At 56.0% G+C, this 17,180-nt stretch carries 14 protein-coding genes; 6 read left to right on the top strand and 8 right to left on the bottom strand.

Going from position 1 to position 17,180, the window contains the following annotated elements; all coding sequences use genetic code 11:
* Positions 1 to 53: 53 nt before the first annotated feature.
* On the bottom strand, positions 54 to 2,228 hold the full coding sequence (gene uvrB / locus ACXYMP_RS09515) for an excinuclease ABC subunit UvrB (protein ID WP_458905881.1): 2,175 nt from the start codon (positions 2,226 to 2,228) through the stop codon (positions 54 to 56).
* A gap of 575 nt (positions 2,229 to 2,803) precedes the next feature.
* Here uvrB and ACXYMP_RS09510 point away from each other — a divergent pair.
* Positions 2,804 to 3,115 carry an ETC complex I subunit gene (locus ACXYMP_RS09510; RefSeq protein WP_298565307.1) on the top strand — a complete coding sequence of 104 codons (312 nt, stop codon included), beginning with the start codon at positions 2,804 to 2,806 and terminating at the stop codon, positions 3,113 to 3,115.
* A 574-nt stretch (positions 3,116 to 3,689) separates the two neighbouring features.
* Here ACXYMP_RS09510 and ACXYMP_RS09505 read toward each other — a convergent pair.
* The 4 genes from ACXYMP_RS09505 to ACXYMP_RS09490 all read right to left on the bottom strand — a co-directional run bounded on the left by ACXYMP_RS09505 (position 3,690) and on the right by ACXYMP_RS09490 (position 7,197).
* Complete coding sequence (locus tag ACXYMP_RS09505) at positions 3,690 to 4,577, bottom strand: metallophosphoesterase (protein ID WP_247034123.1); 888 nt, start codon at positions 4,575 to 4,577, stop codon at positions 3,690 to 3,692.
* 114 nt (positions 4,578 to 4,691) lie between these two features.
* Positions 4,692 to 5,618, bottom strand: a complete 927-nt coding sequence (locus tag ACXYMP_RS09500; RefSeq protein ID WP_458905878.1) for an HAD family hydrolase — start codon at positions 5,616 to 5,618, stop codon at positions 4,692 to 4,694.
* Positions 5,619 to 5,693: 75 nt separating this feature from the next.
* The gene (locus ACXYMP_RS09495; RefSeq protein ID WP_348984496.1) at positions 5,694 to 6,071 is read right to left on the bottom strand and encodes a DUF6634 family protein; all 378 of its coding nucleotides are present in this window, start codon (positions 6,069 to 6,071) and stop codon (positions 5,694 to 5,696) included.
* Between the two features lie 244 nt (positions 6,072 to 6,315).
* Positions 6,316 to 7,197 carry a metallophosphoesterase gene (locus ACXYMP_RS09490; protein ID WP_247034127.1) on the bottom strand — a complete coding sequence of 294 codons (882 nt, stop codon included), beginning with the start codon at positions 7,195 to 7,197 and terminating at the stop codon, positions 6,316 to 6,318.
* 424 nt (positions 7,198 to 7,621) lie between these two features.
* Here ACXYMP_RS09490 and ACXYMP_RS09485 point away from each other — a divergent pair, with 424 nt between their 5' ends.
* The 5 genes from ACXYMP_RS09485 (at position 7,622) to ACXYMP_RS09465 (ending at position 12,860) form a co-directional block, all read left to right on the top strand.
* Positions 7,622 to 8,071 (top strand): antitoxin Xre-like helix-turn-helix domain-containing protein, encoded by a 450-nt coding sequence (locus ACXYMP_RS09485; protein WP_247034129.1) that lies wholly within the window; start codon positions 7,622 to 7,624, stop codon positions 8,069 to 8,071.
* Between the two features lie 517 nt (positions 8,072 to 8,588).
* Positions 8,589 to 10,013 (top strand): phospholipase effector Tle1 domain-containing protein, encoded by a 1,425-nt coding sequence (locus tag ACXYMP_RS09480; RefSeq protein ID WP_247034131.1) that lies wholly within the window; start codon positions 8,589 to 8,591, stop codon positions 10,011 to 10,013.
* A 311-nt stretch (positions 10,014 to 10,324) separates the two neighbouring features.
* Positions 10,325 to 10,645: a type II toxin-antitoxin system HigB family toxin gene (locus ACXYMP_RS09475; protein WP_458905875.1), complete on the top strand. Its 321-nt coding sequence runs from the start codon at positions 10,325 to 10,327 to the stop codon at positions 10,643 to 10,645.
* The gene (locus ACXYMP_RS09470) at positions 10,633 to 11,856 is read left to right on the top strand and encodes a helix-turn-helix domain-containing protein (protein ID WP_247034138.1); all 1,224 of its coding nucleotides are present in this window, start codon (positions 10,633 to 10,635) and stop codon (positions 11,854 to 11,856) included. The genes ACXYMP_RS09475 and ACXYMP_RS09470 overlap by 13 nt, the downstream gene beginning before the upstream one ends.
* A gap of 485 nt (positions 11,857 to 12,341) precedes the next feature.
* Positions 12,342 to 12,860: a DUF305 domain-containing protein gene (locus ACXYMP_RS09465; RefSeq protein WP_247034149.1), complete on the top strand. Its 519-nt coding sequence runs from the start codon at positions 12,342 to 12,344 to the stop codon at positions 12,858 to 12,860.
* Positions 12,861 to 13,292: 432 nt separating this feature from the next.
* Here ACXYMP_RS09465 and ACXYMP_RS09460 read toward each other — a convergent pair whose 3' ends face one another.
* The 3 genes from ACXYMP_RS09460 to ACXYMP_RS09450 form a co-directional block, all read right to left on the bottom strand.
* Complete coding sequence (locus tag ACXYMP_RS09460; RefSeq protein WP_247034151.1) at positions 13,293 to 15,626, bottom strand: heavy metal translocating P-type ATPase; 2,334 nt, start codon at positions 15,624 to 15,626, stop codon at positions 13,293 to 13,295.
* 67 nt (positions 15,627 to 15,693) lie between these two features.
* A complete protein-coding gene (locus tag ACXYMP_RS09455; RefSeq protein WP_458905871.1) occupies positions 15,694 to 16,200 on the bottom strand; it encodes a TVP38/TMEM64 family protein in 507 nt (168 codons plus the stop codon).
* A gap of 385 nt (positions 16,201 to 16,585) precedes the next feature.
* Positions 16,586 to 16,972 carry a DUF302 domain-containing protein gene (locus ACXYMP_RS09450; RefSeq protein ID WP_247034155.1) on the bottom strand — a complete coding sequence of 129 codons (387 nt, stop codon included), beginning with the start codon at positions 16,970 to 16,972 and terminating at the stop codon, positions 16,586 to 16,588.
* Between the last annotated feature and the right edge of the window lie 208 nt (positions 16,973 to 17,180).

Genomic DNA, 17,180 nt, shown 5'->3' with positions numbered 1-17,180 from the left:
ACCACTCACGAGGTCAGACCCAGCGCGCCCGTCAGAAATGGCGGGCGCGTTTTTTATCCGCCACGCCCTTTGCGACCCGCCCGCTGTCCCGGTTTGCCAGCCGTCGAACGCCCCTTTGTCTTGGTCGCCGCTTCCCCGGCCGCCTCGATCGCGGATTGCCGCGCCAAAGGGTCGTCGGCGATCGCGAGTTCCACCGCTTCCAGCCGGTGCACCTCGTCACGCAGGCGGGCGGCCTCTTCGAATTCGAGGTTCTCGGCGGCTTTGCGCATATCGGCCTTCAGGCTGTCCAGATGCGCGGCCAGATTGTCGCCGATCAGCGGTTTTTCGATGGTCGCCGTGACGCGCGACATATCGGTGTCACCTGAATAGAGACCCGACAGCACGTCATCGACGTTCTTCTTCACCGTCTCAGGGGTGATCCCGTGTTCAAGGTTATAAGCCTTTTGCTTTTCGCGCCGCCGTTCGGTTTCCTTCAACGCGCGCTCCATCGAGCCGGTGATCCGGTCGGCATACATGATGACGCGGCCCTCGGCATTTCGGGCAGCGCGGCCGATGGTCTGAACCAGTGAGGTCTCGGACCGCAGGAACCCTTCTTTGTCGGCATCCAGAATGGCGACCAGACCACATTCGGGGATGTCCAGCCCTTCGCGCAGCAAGTTGATGCCGACCAGCACGTCAAACGCCCCAAGGCGCAGGTCACGCAGGATTTCGATCCGTTCAAGCGTGTCGATGTCCGAGTGCATGTAGCGCACGCGGATACCCTGTTCGTGCAGGTATTCGGTCAGGTCTTCGGCCATGCGCTTGGTCAGCGTTGTGACCAGCGTGCGCATGCCGCGTGCGGCGACTTTGCGCACTTCGTCCAGCAAATCGTCAACCTGCATGTCGACCGGGCGGATTTCGACCTCTGGGTCAATAAGGCCGGTGGGGCGGATCACCTGCTCGGCAAACACGCCGCCGGTCTGCTCAAGCTCCCAACTGCTGGGCGTGGCGGACACGAACACCGATTGCGGGCGCATTGCGTCCCATTCCTCAAACTTGAGCGGTCGGTTGTCCATGCAACTGGGCAAGCGGAACCCGTGTTCGGCCAAAGTGAACTTGCGCCGGTAGTCGCCACGATACATGCCGCCGATTTGCGGCACGGATACGTGGCTTTCATCCGCAAATACGATCGCATTGTCGGGGATGTATTCAAACAGGGTGGGCGGCGGTTCGCCCGGCGCGCGACCGGTCAAGTAGCGTGAATAATTTTCAATGCCGCTGCAGAACCCGGCGGCCTCCAACATCTCGAGGTCAAACTTGGTGCGTTGTTCAAGCCGCTGCGCTTCTAGCAGCTTGCCCTCTTCTTCGAACTGGATCAGGCGCACGGCAAGCTCTTGTTTGATGCTTTGGATCGCCTGTTTCAGGGTCGGCGTCGGCGTCACATAATGCGAGTTTGCATAGACGCGCACCTTTTCCAGCGTGTCTGTCTTGGCCCCGGTCAGTGTGTCAAACTCGGTGATGCCTTCCAGCTCTTCGCCAAAGAAAGACAGGCGCCAGCCGCGATCCTCAAGGTGGCTGGGCCAGATTTCCAGACTGTCGCCGCGCACCCGGAATGACCCGCGCTGGAAGGCGTTGTCATTGCGCTTGTATTGCTGTGCCACCAAATCGCGCATGATGGATCGCTGGTCGTATTCCTTGCCGACTGTGATGTCCTGCGTCATGGCGGTATAGGTTTCCGGCGAGCCGATGCCGTAGATACAGGACACCGAGGCCACAATGATCACATCGTCCCGCTCCAGAAGGGCGCGGGTGGCCGAGTGGCGCATCCGGTCGATCTGTTCGTTGATCTGGCTTTCCTTCTCAATGAAGGTATCGGACCGCGCCACATAGGCTTCTGGCTGATAATAGTCGTAATAGCTGACGAAGTATTCGACCGCGTTGTCAGGGAAATACCCCTTCATTTCACCATAAAGCTGGGCTGCGAGCGTTTTGTTCGGGGCCAGAATGATCGCAGGGCGCTGCGTTTCTTCGATGATCTTGGCCATGGTGAAGGTCTTGCCCGTGCCGGTCGCCCCCAAAAGCACCTGATCACGTTCACCAGTTTCCAGCCCGCCGACAAGTTCTGCGATTGCCGTGGGTTGGTCGCCTGCGGGCTGGAAGGGTGTGTGCATGACAAATCGCTTGCCGCCCTCAAGCTTGGGGCGGGCCGTCGGGGCGAGGGTCGGGCTGGTCAACGGGCTGTGGGTCATGCGAATCCTTCCGCGCTTAAGAATGGTCACATTTTGTTCTTCTTCAAGGGGTAAGGAATACTTTACCCTTTTCTCCCCATAATTGGCGAGTTGAGCGCACAGGCCCTTTCTAGGACACTGACTCTCAACGCCGCAAATGACAGACAGTGTCAGGCGAACCAAATAACAACCAAGAGTTGTTGGCGGATGAAGCGACAAATTTACGTCGCTATCACTGCTTTTTGGTAAGCATCTATTAATAAATAAAAATAATGGAAAGAAGTTCGCGCTGCATTTGAAAAAATGCAACTAAAAGTGTTTTTAGGTATTGCGACGGCTGATCATTCTCGCTAGGTTCATCAAGCAAGCAGCAGAATGGACTGTCGGTGGCGGCGAAACACCCACCCCACCCCTCGCTCCCTCGCCGGTTACCGGCAGTCTTTCTGCACTTCCCCCCAGCCAACGCATCTTTCTGCACCCGACACGGCGTGCCTAGGCTTCAATTCTGTGCAGCAATGTTGCTTTGCTGTTGAATTGAGCTTGAAAAGCTAAGCGCCATGCCGGATAAACTGCGCAGTCTTTGAAGGAGAAGCAGGATGCCTGCCCGTATCTATCAACCCGCTCGCAACGCCATGTCCTCTGGTATGGGAAAGACCAAAACCTGGGTGCTGGAATTTGCGGCAAACGAGCCGCGCGATATCGATCCTTTGATGGGGTGGACAGGGTCGTCGGACACACAAAGTCAGGTTCGGCTGAAGTTCGACAGCAAGGACGCGGCGCTGGCCTATGCGAAAGAACATGGGATCATGGCGACTGTGCAGGACCCACACAAACGCAAACCGAATATCCGACCCGGTGGATATGGCGATAATTTCGCAACCAACCGCCGCGGTCCCTGGACCCACTAAGACCCCTGTAAATCGGGGCAAAGTTGTCTCGAAATCGGGGTAAGGATCCCGCGAACCACCGCCCGGATCAATAGGTTGGTCTCGTGACCGAAGCGCACACAACATTTAGAGTCATGGGCGACCGACCAGGTCGCCTTCTTTGTTTGTGTTGAACAGAAAGCTATTCTGATCGGTCTCACACGATCCATCATTCGCAGCGAATGTTTCGAGGAACGGAGAGGGGCGAGGGCGGCGACAAGGCACCATTAAACGAGGAGCGTGTTTCTCTCGGCGCGCGTAGGTTGTTTCGCGTAACCTGCAGATCGGGGACTATCGCGTGCAGACAGTTTGGTGCATCGGGATGGCCAGCGGATAATGGGGAAGCTCTACGCTTCTTGCAGCTTGATCGTTTGTGAGCCGACCCGCCCCGGGTCACCAGTGAAAGAATTTAGTCGAGTCCGACGCCTCCCAAGACGCGCATCCCCTTTGCGGCGCGCATCGTTGCGGCCTTTGAGCGATATCTCGTCGTGCAATATCTAACCGGCTCGTCAGGACAACAAAGATGCACTTTGACTTTATCGTCCGGTGACTTGTTTCAGACTAAGAATTTCTTAACCGCAGAAATCTGAACTTGGGCCGCGCCGTGTTGAGACCGGAAGTGTGCAAAGGCCAATTGCGGCCGATATGCGGCACCGATATCGAGCGCGATGGTGCGATAGTCTTCGATTCCGTCGCAAACCTTCAGATCGTCGGGCGTGACAATATCGCGCCGAAGAGCGGGCGTGTGACCATGAACGATAACGGTCGGTTTATGGTAACGCCGTTTTGGGTTTGGATCTCGCAAATCCCAACCCTCCCGATGTGACAGAAAAGGGTAACGCATTGTCGCCCAGTGGTCCTCGATCGCGACAAAGAACCGATCCTGCGCCAGAAACTCGGCGATATCACCGTAAGGATGAACGCCGGCATGAACAAAGAGTATTTCTCCGAGGTACTTATGGGTTGGTCCTTCGGCCATCCTATGCAGATATTCAGGATGCAACACCCGCTTGAGTTCTTCGGTGATCTCGCCCGAGGAGTGCTTGCTTTCTGACATACCGATCTCAGCCAAGACGCTACCACCACCATCTGAGACCCAGCGAGAGAGCAGTCTGGGTGAAGACAGCGCGAAGATCAGAGACAGATCATGGTTGCCGGGCAGGACGTGCAATTCGTCCGCACTGGCGAACTGGCTTGCCCCCATCGCTATATCAACGGCGCGGACCGATTCAGGTCCGCGATCAATCAGGTCTCCGAGAAAGACCAGATGCCGCGTGCGCGCCTGTCTTGGCGTGATTTTGATCTCGTCCAACACTTGTACAAGCAGGTCAGCCTGCCCGTGGACGTCACCGATCGCGAATACTTCCATCTCTTCTGGCAGGTCGCTGGGCAGGCCTCGCCATGGCAAGCTATAAGAAGCATAGGGCTGCGGGTCATCAGGCATGGCTCTCCAATCTGTTCAGGTTGGGTTTGCGTGGCGACATTGGGCAAAATCAGCGCTGCGCCATTCGTTACTGAGATGCTGGTGAGCGGCTTGGCAATTTGCCGTCAGCGCGTTTCAAACGTCCAATATGGGATTCTGATCGAACTGCGACATCAGAGTTTTCCAAGTCCTTAATTCGACGTCATAACCAAGGTCTTCCGCGATCCCTGCGATGTTAAGTCGATCGACCGCTTTGGGGTTTTCAGTGTGAACAAGGATGAGTTTTTCGCCTCCCCCATACTTAATGCGGTGCAGTCTTTCATGCACGATCTCGCTGACATCAGACGCTTCACCAATGCCAGCCGCGCCGAAGACAATCACGGCGTGACCTGCGACATTTTTTTCTATGGCTTTAAGGCCAAAACCTGAGGTCGCGACAAGACCTTCTATAATCAAGACTGTATCGAAGACGAAGTGACACCGCTTCCTGAAAAGCTCGGTGTCCCCCATGTCATAGATGTTCAGATCGAGCGGCAAAAGGACCGTATGTGCAAGCTCAGCGTCGTCTCCATGTCTGCCAGAAGCCAGAGTGCCGCGCCGTCGGTTATCAAGCGATTGCACCTGTTGCACTGCGTCATCGCCAAAACAGACGCGCATCCCAAATGAGGCTGGGGCTTCAATGTCGCAGCCTTCCGCATCACCTATGTACAGAATGTCGTTCGCCTTCATGCCAAAGCCCCTTGCCGCGCTTTCGAGCAGGACGGACCTGCCACCACGCGTTTCGGTAGCTTCCGATACGATGACCAGATCGGCATCAGAGGGTAAGGCGTCGATTGCAGATCTTACTTGAGCCTTTGGAAGCTCGGTTAGGACCACGATAGGCAAACCCGCGTCGTGTGCGGCCTGCCAGATTTCGGCCCCCCTTCGCGAAATATGAAATCCTAGATTGGCGTTGAGTTCTCGTGCAATCCGAACGTTTTCAGGCAGGGCCTGGTGTTCAGTCAAAAGTGATCTGACAAGATCAATGCAAATAGCGCGCGGTCTGCTGCGATGCGTTGTCATAATGGTCTCCACATACAATATAGCGGCCGGAACTGATTGTAGAATTCAAACAGCCCCCGGAAAGCTGCGGCGCTTTCAGACATCCTTGAGCCCCTCGCGGACCAAGTCTTCCGCAATGAGGGCTTGAAGCTCCGAGAATTCCAGCGCGCGGGCTCTCAACCCCGCCGCTTTCCGGCCCAATCGTTCGGTCAGATTGTCCGCCGTCGCTGGGTCGTTCAGCCGGTACCACCGCGACACTGTTCGCGCCCATGTTCTGCTGGCATCGATCCCGCAAAGCCGCGAAGTACTTATCAAAGGTCCTCTCAAGGTAGGGTGACCGGTCTGCATTCCCACAAGTATCGCCCCACCATATTCAGGATCACGGATTGCTATCCAGGGTGATATAGTCGGCGCATTTTTTAGATCATCAGATGTGGGGCCACTGATACCGAGTTCAAATGAACGACTTGTCATGCGTCTCATCAACTTCGAAATCAACCGCTCCCTGCAAGACAACCAATCACCTATTGGAACACACCGCGCTGGACCCACCTTAACGTATCGTACCGATGGGGTCAGGGCCTCGAATGCCTTAAGAACCTCAAGCGGAATCGAACCCGTCACCACATAAGAATCACCGCCCGAAGCCACAGAAATAACGGGGTCTGCTTGCTTCAGAGTTTCCAGAAGAATGAGGTCATAAGCATTCGGGTCCAACTCAGCTCTCCCACACGCATGCGTCGATTAGATAATCGCTTTCCGACCGGTGAAACTCGCGCGCGTAACCGACGCTCACGTTGCGCACATCCGTCTTGCCGACTATTGCGCGCAACCTTCTGTGGGAGTGACCGAAGAACCAAGCGTCGGGTTCAAACCTTTCGATCAGGTCCGTCATGTCAGAGTGAAAAGCTGGCGTGAGATCGTCGATCGGTCCGGCGACGGACAAATGCGGTCCGTGATGGGTCACAACAACAGTGCGGCCAGCATCGCCGGCAGGATGAGGTGTCATCAACCCGCGCTCAAGCCAATCTCGATGGTCACGGTGAAGTGCCAGAATATCTTCGGGTTCTATTTCACTGACCGACGGCTGCCAACCAATCCCGTCCCCGGTGGCCAGCGGTTTAACAGGGATCTCCTTCCAAATCTGTGAGTAATCCCGCATGATACGACCAGCGACACCCATGGCTTTCTCCGCGTCCCCGACCAGATCGAAATCGGTCCAGAGTGTGCAGCACAGGAGCCGTGTATCGCCATGGCGCAACTCCGCCTGCTGAACGAAATGCGCTCCAATCGACCGTGCGTGTTCGGCGAGAAGATGTTCGTCGGTCAATGCCGCGCCATAATAATCATGGTTTCCCGGAATGACGTAGATGCGCTCTGGCGCAATATGGTGTGTCAGATAGGAGAGGCCTCTGATCCACCGTGTCGGCGGCCCGTTTGTCAAATCTCCAGCAATGAGAAGCGCATCGAGTGAGCCGTCGAAGAGACGTTCAAGCCCGCTCGCAGTCACGACATTTTCACCAGCCCGTTCATAGCTGTCGATATGAAAATCCGCCAGGATTGCGATCCGGCCGCTCTCGTACGGTATTGTGTGATCCACGTTAATTTCCCTCGATCGGTCGGCAGAGCTTTGCCGTTACCTGACAGCGGAGCAAGATGCGTGTCAACTCATTAAATAACTGTTTTTAAAAGATTATTTGCGAATAGTGAAGCCCTCACTTTTTTCGCGCATCTTGGGATATGGCGATGCCCTGTAAGGCAAGGCCGGACGCATCTTTTCCCTGCGTTATTCGCAAGTATAGTCATTTGCGAAAAATCGTACGGATGGCACCAACGGCCCATTCCGGTCATTGATCGTCTAACAAAGCACCGCTGGGTAGCATCCGGAAGCAGGCATTGTTGACAACACAAAGCACCCTATAATGCGTCGAGTAGCTGAGGAGGGGATCTTGCTGGAAGGTGAATCAAATTTGATAGCGTACCAAGTGACGCGTAGATATTGATCAAATAGAAAAGGCGGCACTATGACCCACGTCACATCATCTGCTACCCAGTCTGGCCGTATCGCGGCTCTTCTCGGTCTCAAGAATGCCGCCAAAATGGACGATGTCGCGCTCGCGGACAAGATCGCTGAGGGCCTTGAAGCACAGGCAGCCATCGCTATGGAAGCCGCCTTAGGACCGACGATCAATGTCGTCGGGCATATCATCCCTGAAGCTACATTCAAACGCGCGTACAAAGCGCGCAAGCCGTTATCGCGTGAGATGAGCGATCGCCTTTATGAGGTCGGTAGGGTCTGGGATTTAGTTTGTCGCAGTTACGACGGAGATGAGAATGCGGCTGCGGCCTTCTTATCGCGCAGCCACCCGTTTCTTGGTGGCCGAGCACCCTTGGAGCTTGCTTGCAGAAGTTCAGCTGGCGCAGATGCTGTGGTAAATCTGATGCACCGTGCGGAGGCTGGCTTCTCAGTGTGATGCAGAGATCAATGTCGGCATGCCGGATCTGGAATGCTCCAGACACAAACCGGCAAAATCTTCGATGTGTCAACAATTAAGCCCTCCGGCCCGACAGGATCCCATCGCGAGGGTAAAGTTCAGAGATGTCGGCATAGCCGCTCGGAACATCCAGCACGATGTGGATATTATTCGCCTACTCTCTCAAGCCGGAGCGCCCACTGGTTCTCCCAGTGACTTCCGTCGGCGGTTTCAGGCAGATGACGTCTGTAACAAGAGGGAGTTCTGGGCCGCCCGGACGGCTCTTTACCGACTTTCAGCGACCATACTGTATCTATGATGCAGCTTCCCGAAAACGGACGCTGACAACAGGTCCATGTGAGTTAGTATCGATGATAGGGAAGCGACTATCCTTATCGGCGTCATGGCCGCGCTTGATCCGCTAAGCGTCCGAAAAGGCGTGACATTTGGAGTTTGGTTGACGCCACTTGCCCGCTCAACGATACAGGAACAAACTATAAACGCGAGGCGACTGAGCATGTCAAAGAACATCATTATCTTTTCAGACGGGACTGGCCAAGTTGGTGGACTGCGCCCAGACCAACGCCTCTCAAACGTCTACAAGATGTTCCGCGCGATGCGGCCTGGACCTTCCTCCCCAATCAGTCCCGCCAACCAAGTCTGCTATTACGACCCGGGTCTGGGTGCGGGGGAAGTCGGAGGCTTCACACTCAAGCGCATAAGGAACATTCTCTCCGCAGCGGTCGGGACCGGTATCGATGAAAATGTCATCGACTGCTACGAGAACATCATCGCCAACTATGAGTCTGGCGATCGCATCATCCTCATTGGATTTTCCCGCGGTGCATACACTGTCCGAGCCGTAGCTAACGTGATGAACCTCTGCGGTGTCCCGACACGAATGCCGGATGGCACAGACGTGCCCAAGTTTGGACCACGTCTCCGCAAGATCGCCAGCGATGCCGTGAATTTCGTGTACAACCACGGCAACGGTCGTCCGCGAGGATTGCAGCCCCATTACGAACGTCGCGAAGAACTCGGACGGCGCTTCCGCCAAAAATACGAGAGCTACGTGCCTGACGCGGAAGAGGACGTGCAGGGCAACGTGCAACCAACATTCATCGGCGTCTTTGACACAGTCGCCGCACTTGGGAACGCTCAAGTAACGGTTGTCGCTTGGTCAATTCTTGCGGTTCTTGTGGGCCTCATCGCTTTAATGATCTGGAACTCCGTTAGCTGGATTTTCTGGGCACCTCTCGTACTGCTCTTTGGTCTGATCATGTACTGGTATGGAAAGCTGCGCTGGTCGCAGTGGAAGTATTTCTCTCCAGACGAGAGCAACCCTCTCCGGATCACCAACATCTGGGACTGGCCGAAGATCTGGAAGTTTGGCCACCGGGCTGTCTGGAACCTCGAGAATTACGACAAGTGGCTCGATTCTGACGTCGGCCATGCGCGCCACGCGTTGGCCATCGACGAGAACCGCAAGAGCTTCCCCCGTGTGAAATGGGCTATGCCTGCCGAGGCCAAGAAGACCGAGGGCCGCAACCCACCGTGGCTAATGCAACTCTGGTTTGCAGGATGTCACAGCGATGTCGGGGGCAGCTACCCCGAGCCCGAGTCACGATTGAGCGATATTGCGCTCCAGTGGATGCTCGAAGAGCTCAAGGAATGCGTGCCGGATATCCGAATCAACGATGATATGCTGTTCGTGTACCCGGACGCTTTGGCCATGCAGCATGAAGAAAAATTTATGTTCAGCTACGGACCTTTCAAACGTCGTTGGCCATCGAAGCCTCGAGAAATCCACCCGGGTTTTCCGCTGCATCCTTCCGTGCTTGAGAGATTGGGTGCCACAAAAGTATCTCATGTGGGAGAAATGAAGCCTTATCGGCCTGTGCAACTTATGGATCATCCAGGAGCAAAAGAGTTTTACAAATAGAAACACGCGATTAGGCATGAGTGCATTGCGGCCACGCAAAGGACGGCCCTTTGCGGTCATTGACCAGCCGATCTGCTGCTGCGATGCGACCCGTTGAAGCAGTCGTTCGCTGCAGTTGCAAACTCGTAATGCAAACCAACCCACAGTCAGTGTTACTTACCCAATATGGCGACGTTGGCGGGTGAACTGGGTATCGGCTCCTCAAGGAGAAGTGACTAAATTCCGATTGCCAATGTAAGTTTTAGCCGCTATCTAGTGAAGAGTTACCAAAGCGGTAATCTGATAATGATAACCAAATGGGTAACTAAGAGATGAAGGTTATATCTATACAAAGGATCGAACACTTCATCAAAACGCACAAGCGAGGGAACGAAACTGCGGGCGCACTCCGGGCATGGTACCAAGAAGCGGTTGCGGCAAAGTGGAAGAACCCAGGCGAACTAAAGGCTCAGTACCCTAATGCAAGACCGGTCGGGAAAGGAAACGGGGTAACGATCTTCAAAATCAAGGGGAACCATTTCAGACTAGTAGTTCGGATCAACTACCAAGCTGGAGTCATCAAGATCGAGTTCATCGGAACCCATAATGAATACGATGAAGTCGACGTAGGAACAGTCACATGGAAAAGCTAGATATCAGACCAATCAAGACCGTAACTGACCATGCATGGGCCATGGAGCAGATTGATGCGCTGATGTTGCAGGATGAGCTTCCTGAAGAAGACGTTCGCAACCTCGAAGTGCTGGCAATCTTGGTCGAGAAATACGAGAGCGAGCATTTCCCGGTTCAGCTTCCGACACCGGTAGAAGCGATTGAGTTTCGCATTGATCAACTCGGTATCAACCGCACTCAACTTGCCACCGTTATCGACTTCCCGAAGTCGCGTGTCTCGGAAGTGCTAAATGGAAAACGCAAACCGTCACTAGACATGATGCGAGCACTCCATGAGAAGCTAAGAATTCCAACAGATGTGCTTCTGGGCAAAGCCGAAGCAACGCTGCCTGAGCCCTGCCCTAACGTAGACTGGAAGTCTTTTCCAATCACGGAAATGTTCAATCTAGGATGGCTTGGGAGCGTTAAGCCGAAAGCTGATGAGATCGAAGTTTGCATTCGAAACCTAATGTCGGCGGCACGAGTTTCTACCCCGCAGTTTGCGGGAGTTCGCTTCCGTGGCGCTGAGAACAAAGAGCCCAATCCTTATTCTGTGAACGCCTGGCTCATGAAAGCCATGGGTGAGGCAATAAACTGCGAGAGCGAGAATGATTTCATTACAGATGGCGTGGGGCATTGCTTTAGACGAGAGATCGCCAAGCTGAGCCTGTATTCCGATGGACCAAAGCGTGCATTTCGCAAGCTCGACGAAGCGGGCATCACCGCCGTTTATGTCCCTTGCTTGAAGAAGACGCATATCGACGGCGCATGTTTCAGCCTTCCAAGTGGCAAACCTGCAATCGCTGTTAGCCTACGCCACCACAGGCTCGACAACTTCTGGTTCACCCTGCTGCATGAATGTGCGCACGTAGAGCGGCACTTGTCCGACGAAGGTATAATCATTGACGAGACAGAGGGTTCAACCGGAGCATTCGGTAACGATCCAATTATGGAAGACGAAGCAAACACATTGGCCCGAAGTGCTTTGGTGCCAGACGATATTCACGACGAGCTAAGTAGAGTAGCAGGGAATATTTCCAAAGCGAAGGTACAGTCTTACGCTCGTAAGGCGGATGTTCATGAGTCGGTCATTGCGGGCCAAGTACGTGCGATGACGGGTCGATACACTCATTTTGCAGGGATGGTAGGTCAAGGCGAGGTTGCCAAAGGTCTTGGATGCGTTCGTCACTAGATTTCTATTGACAACCGGTATTGCGAAGGAACAATCCCCTGAGCTCTACCTAAACTTCAGCTTAGGCCATCTAACGACTATGCAAAGTCTGCTTGATGTACTTTTATTGAAAAACTCGAAAATTTGACAGCTGCATTTTTCTGCCAAAATCTGTTGCGGTGGCCAAATTGAAACCGAGTGCCCGGTGCAGCCTCTGAGAGCGTCAGACACTACCAACGTTGGTCTTGGGGCAGCCCTGACGGACGAAGCTATCCTCGCCATCGTCAGTTGCATCAAATCCCTTGGTCGCCGGACATTCGCGACCTCCATGACAGGATTGACGAAAGGCGATAGTCGGGATGCAACGCGAGGTGCTGATCGCAGGTTCGGCACATTATTTCGCTTTTGCCTGCCGAGAATACAGTCGGCGGAACGAAATACCATCTGGCTCGTTATGTAAGTGCAGTGGCTATCGACTCAATTGCAAGCAACAGTAGGAGGATGTCATGGATCATCAGAAGCAGAATGGAGAGCGCGGAATGGGATACGGCCTTTTTTCAGCTATGATCGCCACATCAACAGTCGTGATGTTTGCGTTAATGTATCTCAATACTTACGCGCTCGATCACGTCTTTTTCTCGCAAACCCGGATGTGGATGGCCCTTTACATGGGTGCGGCGATGGCAGTTATCATGCTTTCTTTCATGTTGGGGATGTACTCCAATCGTAACCTCAATATCGCAATCTTCATCGGGGCCATCGTCGCCTTTGGCGTCTCACTATGGCTCGTGCGTAGCCAGGAGACCGTGGAAGACCTCGCCTGGATGCGCGCGATGATTCCGCACCATTCCATTGCCATCCTGACCAGTGAGCGGGCTGATATTTCTGATCCGCGTGTGCGTGCTCTCGCGGATGCAATTATCGAGGCTCAGCGCGGTGAGATTGCCGAGATGAAGCACTACATCAGCGAAATCGAAGCCAATGGCGACGCCGCTCCGGGTACGCCGAGGTACAGCGTTGATTAGGCTGGGCGAGAGAGCCATGACAGCGGCAGAGTTCGAGCCCTCAACAAAGGATGGTAAACCGGTTGCAACAATCAAGACTAAGGGCATCTTCGGCGGTGCTGACCATGGTAACATCATTGGAAAGCCTGAACACATGGACTTCCGTTGACTTACCGGTTTCATCCACCGTTTCAACTCGGACGCACCAAGTCGGATCGCGTTTGGACGCGGCGTCAGACTGTTGTTGAGGGCCGCCAACTGTGGCCAGCGCTGCCTGAGCATTTTTCTGTTCAACCCGCGTGTCCAGGGCGATCTGACGCGCTTTCGTATAGAGATCGATCCGCGCCCTGGCAGTCGAGGGCTTTGATAATTTTTTCGGACGCTGACTTGCAGTCTCTGTAACTCATGCCGGGAATGTGGAAGGGCACCATACGCATCTCCTATTGAAACTGCCTATAGATCAACCCGACGCAATCGCAGGGCATTGCTAATGACCGAAACCGAAGACAGGCTCATCGCTGCTGCCGCAATCATTGGTGAGAGCAGTAAACCGGTAACAGGATAGAGCAACCCGGCGGCAATCGGCACGCCAAGCGCGTTGTAGGCGAAAGCGAAGAACAGGTTTTGCTTGATGTTGCGCAGCGTGGCGCGCGCCAGTTTGCGCGCCCGCACGATGCCCATCAGGTCGCCGCCCAACAGGGTGATGCCGGCACTTTCCATCGCCACATCAGCCCCGGTGCCCATGGCGATCCCGACATCGGCCGCGGCGAGGGCAGGAGCGTCATTCACCCCGTCGCCCGCCATGGCGATCTTGTGGCCGTCGCGGCCCAACTGGTCAATCAGGTCCTTCTTGGCTTCAGGCAACACTCCCGCGCGCACCTCGTCGATACCCAGCTCGCTTGCCACCGCCTGCGCCGTGCGCTCGTTGTCGCCGGTCGCCATGATGATGCGCAGCCCCTGAGCGTGAAGTTCATCGATCGCCTCCGCGGTCGAATCCTTGATCGGGTCGGCAACCGCAACGATGCCCACAAGCGCGCCGTCGACAGCGATAAACATGGCCGTCTTACCTAGGCTGCGCAAAGCGTCCGCCTGGGTTTCCGCCTTTGCCGTGTCCAGCCCCATTTTCAGCATCATCGCGGCATTGCCAAGCGCGACTGAGCGCCCTTTGACCTTGCCGCGCACACCTTTGCCGGTGACCGCCTCGAAATCGGTCGCTTCATGTCGGGTCGCGTTTTGTGCCTCCGCCCCCTCGACAATCGCTTCGGCGAGCGGGTGTTCTGAGCCACGCTCAAGCGCTGCGGCAAGCGACAACAGGTCAATTTCAGGCAGGTCGGCCAACACAACTGTATCGGTCAACTTTGGCTTGCCCATAGTCAGCGTGCCGGTCTTGTCGACGATCAGCGTATCGACCGCCGCCATCCTTTCCAGCGCCTCTGCGTCTTTGATCAATACGCCCGCCTGCGCACCGCGCCCCGCCGCCGTGGTGATCGAAATCGGTGTTGCCAAGCCAAGCGCGCAGGGGCAAGCGATGATCAGCACCGACACCGCCGAGGCGATGGCGAAGACCAGCGCGGGTTCCGGGCCAAAGATCAGCCAAACGACGAACGCGAAAATAGCGACGGCCACCACGGTTGGGACGAAGATTGCCGAGACCCTGTCGGCCATCCCCTGAATCGGGGCGCGCGAACGGCGAGCGTTTGAGACCATCGCCACAATCTGCGCCAGCACAGTATCGGCCCCGACCTTGCCCGCTTCGATCACGAGGCTGCCGTTATGGTTGATCGTGGCCCCGGTCACCGCATCACCCGGGCCCTTTTCTACTGGCATCGACTCGCCGGTCAGCATGCTCTCGTCCAAACTGGAGCGGCCGTCAATCACCACCCCGTCCACCGGCACCGCGTCACCGGGGCGCACCCGCAACCTGTCCCCCTCCATTATATTTTCCAAGGGCGCATCATATTCCGTGCCGTCGGGCAGGATACGCCGGGCGATCTTGGGCGCGAGATCCAGCAACGCCCGGATGGCATCGCCGGTGCGCTCGCGGGCGCGCAACTCCAACACCTGTCCGACAAAGACCAGCGTCACGATCACCACCGCCGCTTCGAAATAGTTGCCGACCGCATCGCCCGTCCGGTATTGTTCCGGAAACACGCCGGGCAGGAATGTGGCGACCAGCGAATAGAGATAGGCCGCCCCGACGCCGAGGCTGATCAGGGTCCACATGTTGGGTGCGCGGTTCAACACCGACTCCCAGCCGCGCTTGAAGAAGGGCCATGCCGCCCAGAGGACGATGGGCGTTGCCAACACGAATTCCAGGTAGCTGGCCGTCTGGTGTCCGATCCAGTCGCGCACCGGCAAAGCGACCATTTCACCCATCGCCAGAATAATCAGCGGCACCGCCGCCACCGACGAGATCCACATCCGGCGAGTGAAGTCGGTCAACTCCTCGCTCGGTTCGTCCGAGGGCAGCATCGGTTCCAGTGCCATGCCACAGATCGGGCAGTCTCCGGGTTCATCGCGGACGATTTCCGGGTGCATCGGGCAGGTAAACTGGGCGTCCGCAGGGGCCGCCCTCTTTTGCCCGGCGGCGCGCCCCGAGGCATAGAACCACGGATCCGCCTCGAACTTCGTTTGGCAGCTCTCAGAGCAAAACTGGAAGGCCTTGCTTTGGAACTCCGCGTGACGCCCGTCGGGTTTGACCGCGACCATCATCCCACAGACCGGGTCCTTTGCTGTCTCGGTCCCCGCCGGAATGTCGGGCGCCGTGTGATGATGATCGTGCTCCATGTTCTGCCAACCTTTCTATGTCGCGTTTCAGCTTGCGGCCTCCAGCAGCTGGAATGTCAAGCCAGTTTCAACCGTGGTCGGGAGCACCCTTTTCAGACCGTCTCCGCATGGCCATCCAGAGGAGTGGCAACCCGGTCACAAGCCCGAGGCCAAGCACTGCCCAGGTTGCCCGGACCAGGTTTCCACTGGTCGCCTCGCCTCCGAAATGGGCAAGCACGAAACTGGCCGGAATGATCCCCACAAGCGTAGCGACGGCGAAACGCCAGAAGTGAAGACGGCTCAACCCGGCAGCGTAACTGACAATGTCGAATGAAATGAAAGGCATCAACCGGCTGGCGAAAACGGTGAAGGTCAACGCGTTCTGAGAGCCGAGCCAGCCCGCATCCACCTTGCGACCGAGCCATCCAACAAGCGCATCGCGCCCAAGGAACCTGGCCAGGGCGAAGGCGATAAGTGCCCCGAGTTCGGCCCCGACAACGATGTAAACGGTCCCCAGGGCATGCCCATAAGCGGCCCCGGCTGCCAATGCGATCGGCGCGCTTGGAATGGGTGTCGCGACGATCGCGATTGTCATGAGGGAGACGATAAGGACCGGCCCCCATATCCCCGCGGCCTCGACCCAGCTGGAGACTCTCTCGCCATCGAAGCTTTCTATGACGTTGGCGAGCGGCCCTAAGGCCAAGGCGGGAATGCTGAGGACCAGCAGCGCGCCGGCCACCATTCGTGCGGTTCGCCGGGAAAGAAACCGGCTTATTCGAGCTTCACAGAACATGGAGCGCAAACATAAGGGTTACCCCCAACAGGTCGATGCCGACGCTGAATGGTCCGGCACAGCTACATGTCTCTGTTTCTTGGATACTGTCGGCTACCATACCGCCTTGTCTCCCAACTATTGACGTTCGAAACCAGTACCCTGACGCATTCGCGCTCCGGCGATGGGAAGGTTATGTAGCTGCCAATCAGGCCGCGTCGACAGCTTCGCGCAGCATCTCGCGGACCTCTCCCGCAACACTGTGGAGTTGGTCGTTGTCGATAGCCTGCATTGACGCCACTGGGTCGATGGCGCTGATCTCTGTGCTGCCGCTTACTTCGCGCAGGATAACGTTGCAGGGCAGCATCGCGCCGACGCGCGGTTCTATCCCGATCGCTTTGTGGGCCATCTGCGGATTGCAAGCGCCAAGGATACGATAGCCATTCATATCCACGTCAATCTTCTCCTTCATCGTCGTTTTGACGTCAATTTCGGTGAGGACGCCGAAGCCTCTTTCGGCCAAGGCGTCTCGAACGCGCATTTCCGCGTCGTCAATGCTGACGCCTGTAAGCGAGCGGTCGTAAGTATAAGTCATTTCTTTCTCCTTGGGGTCACTTTCGCAGCTGCTTTTTCGGTGCAGGATGTCCCAACATGATCGCAGTCGTTGCGAAAAACAGCCAATCGGTAATAATTCTAAGACTCATCAGATTTACCTCCGTTGAAGCTGGTCAAATTCTGCATCGATCCACCACCATGGTTCAGCACCAAATATGGGCACTGGCCCGTGGGCCGACGCCCAAAAG

The organism is Aliiroseovarius sp. CAU 1755 (assembly GCF_054482655.1).
The sequence above is the reverse complement of the archived record's forward strand: the minus strand, read 5'-3'. Positions and strand labels throughout refer to the sequence as shown.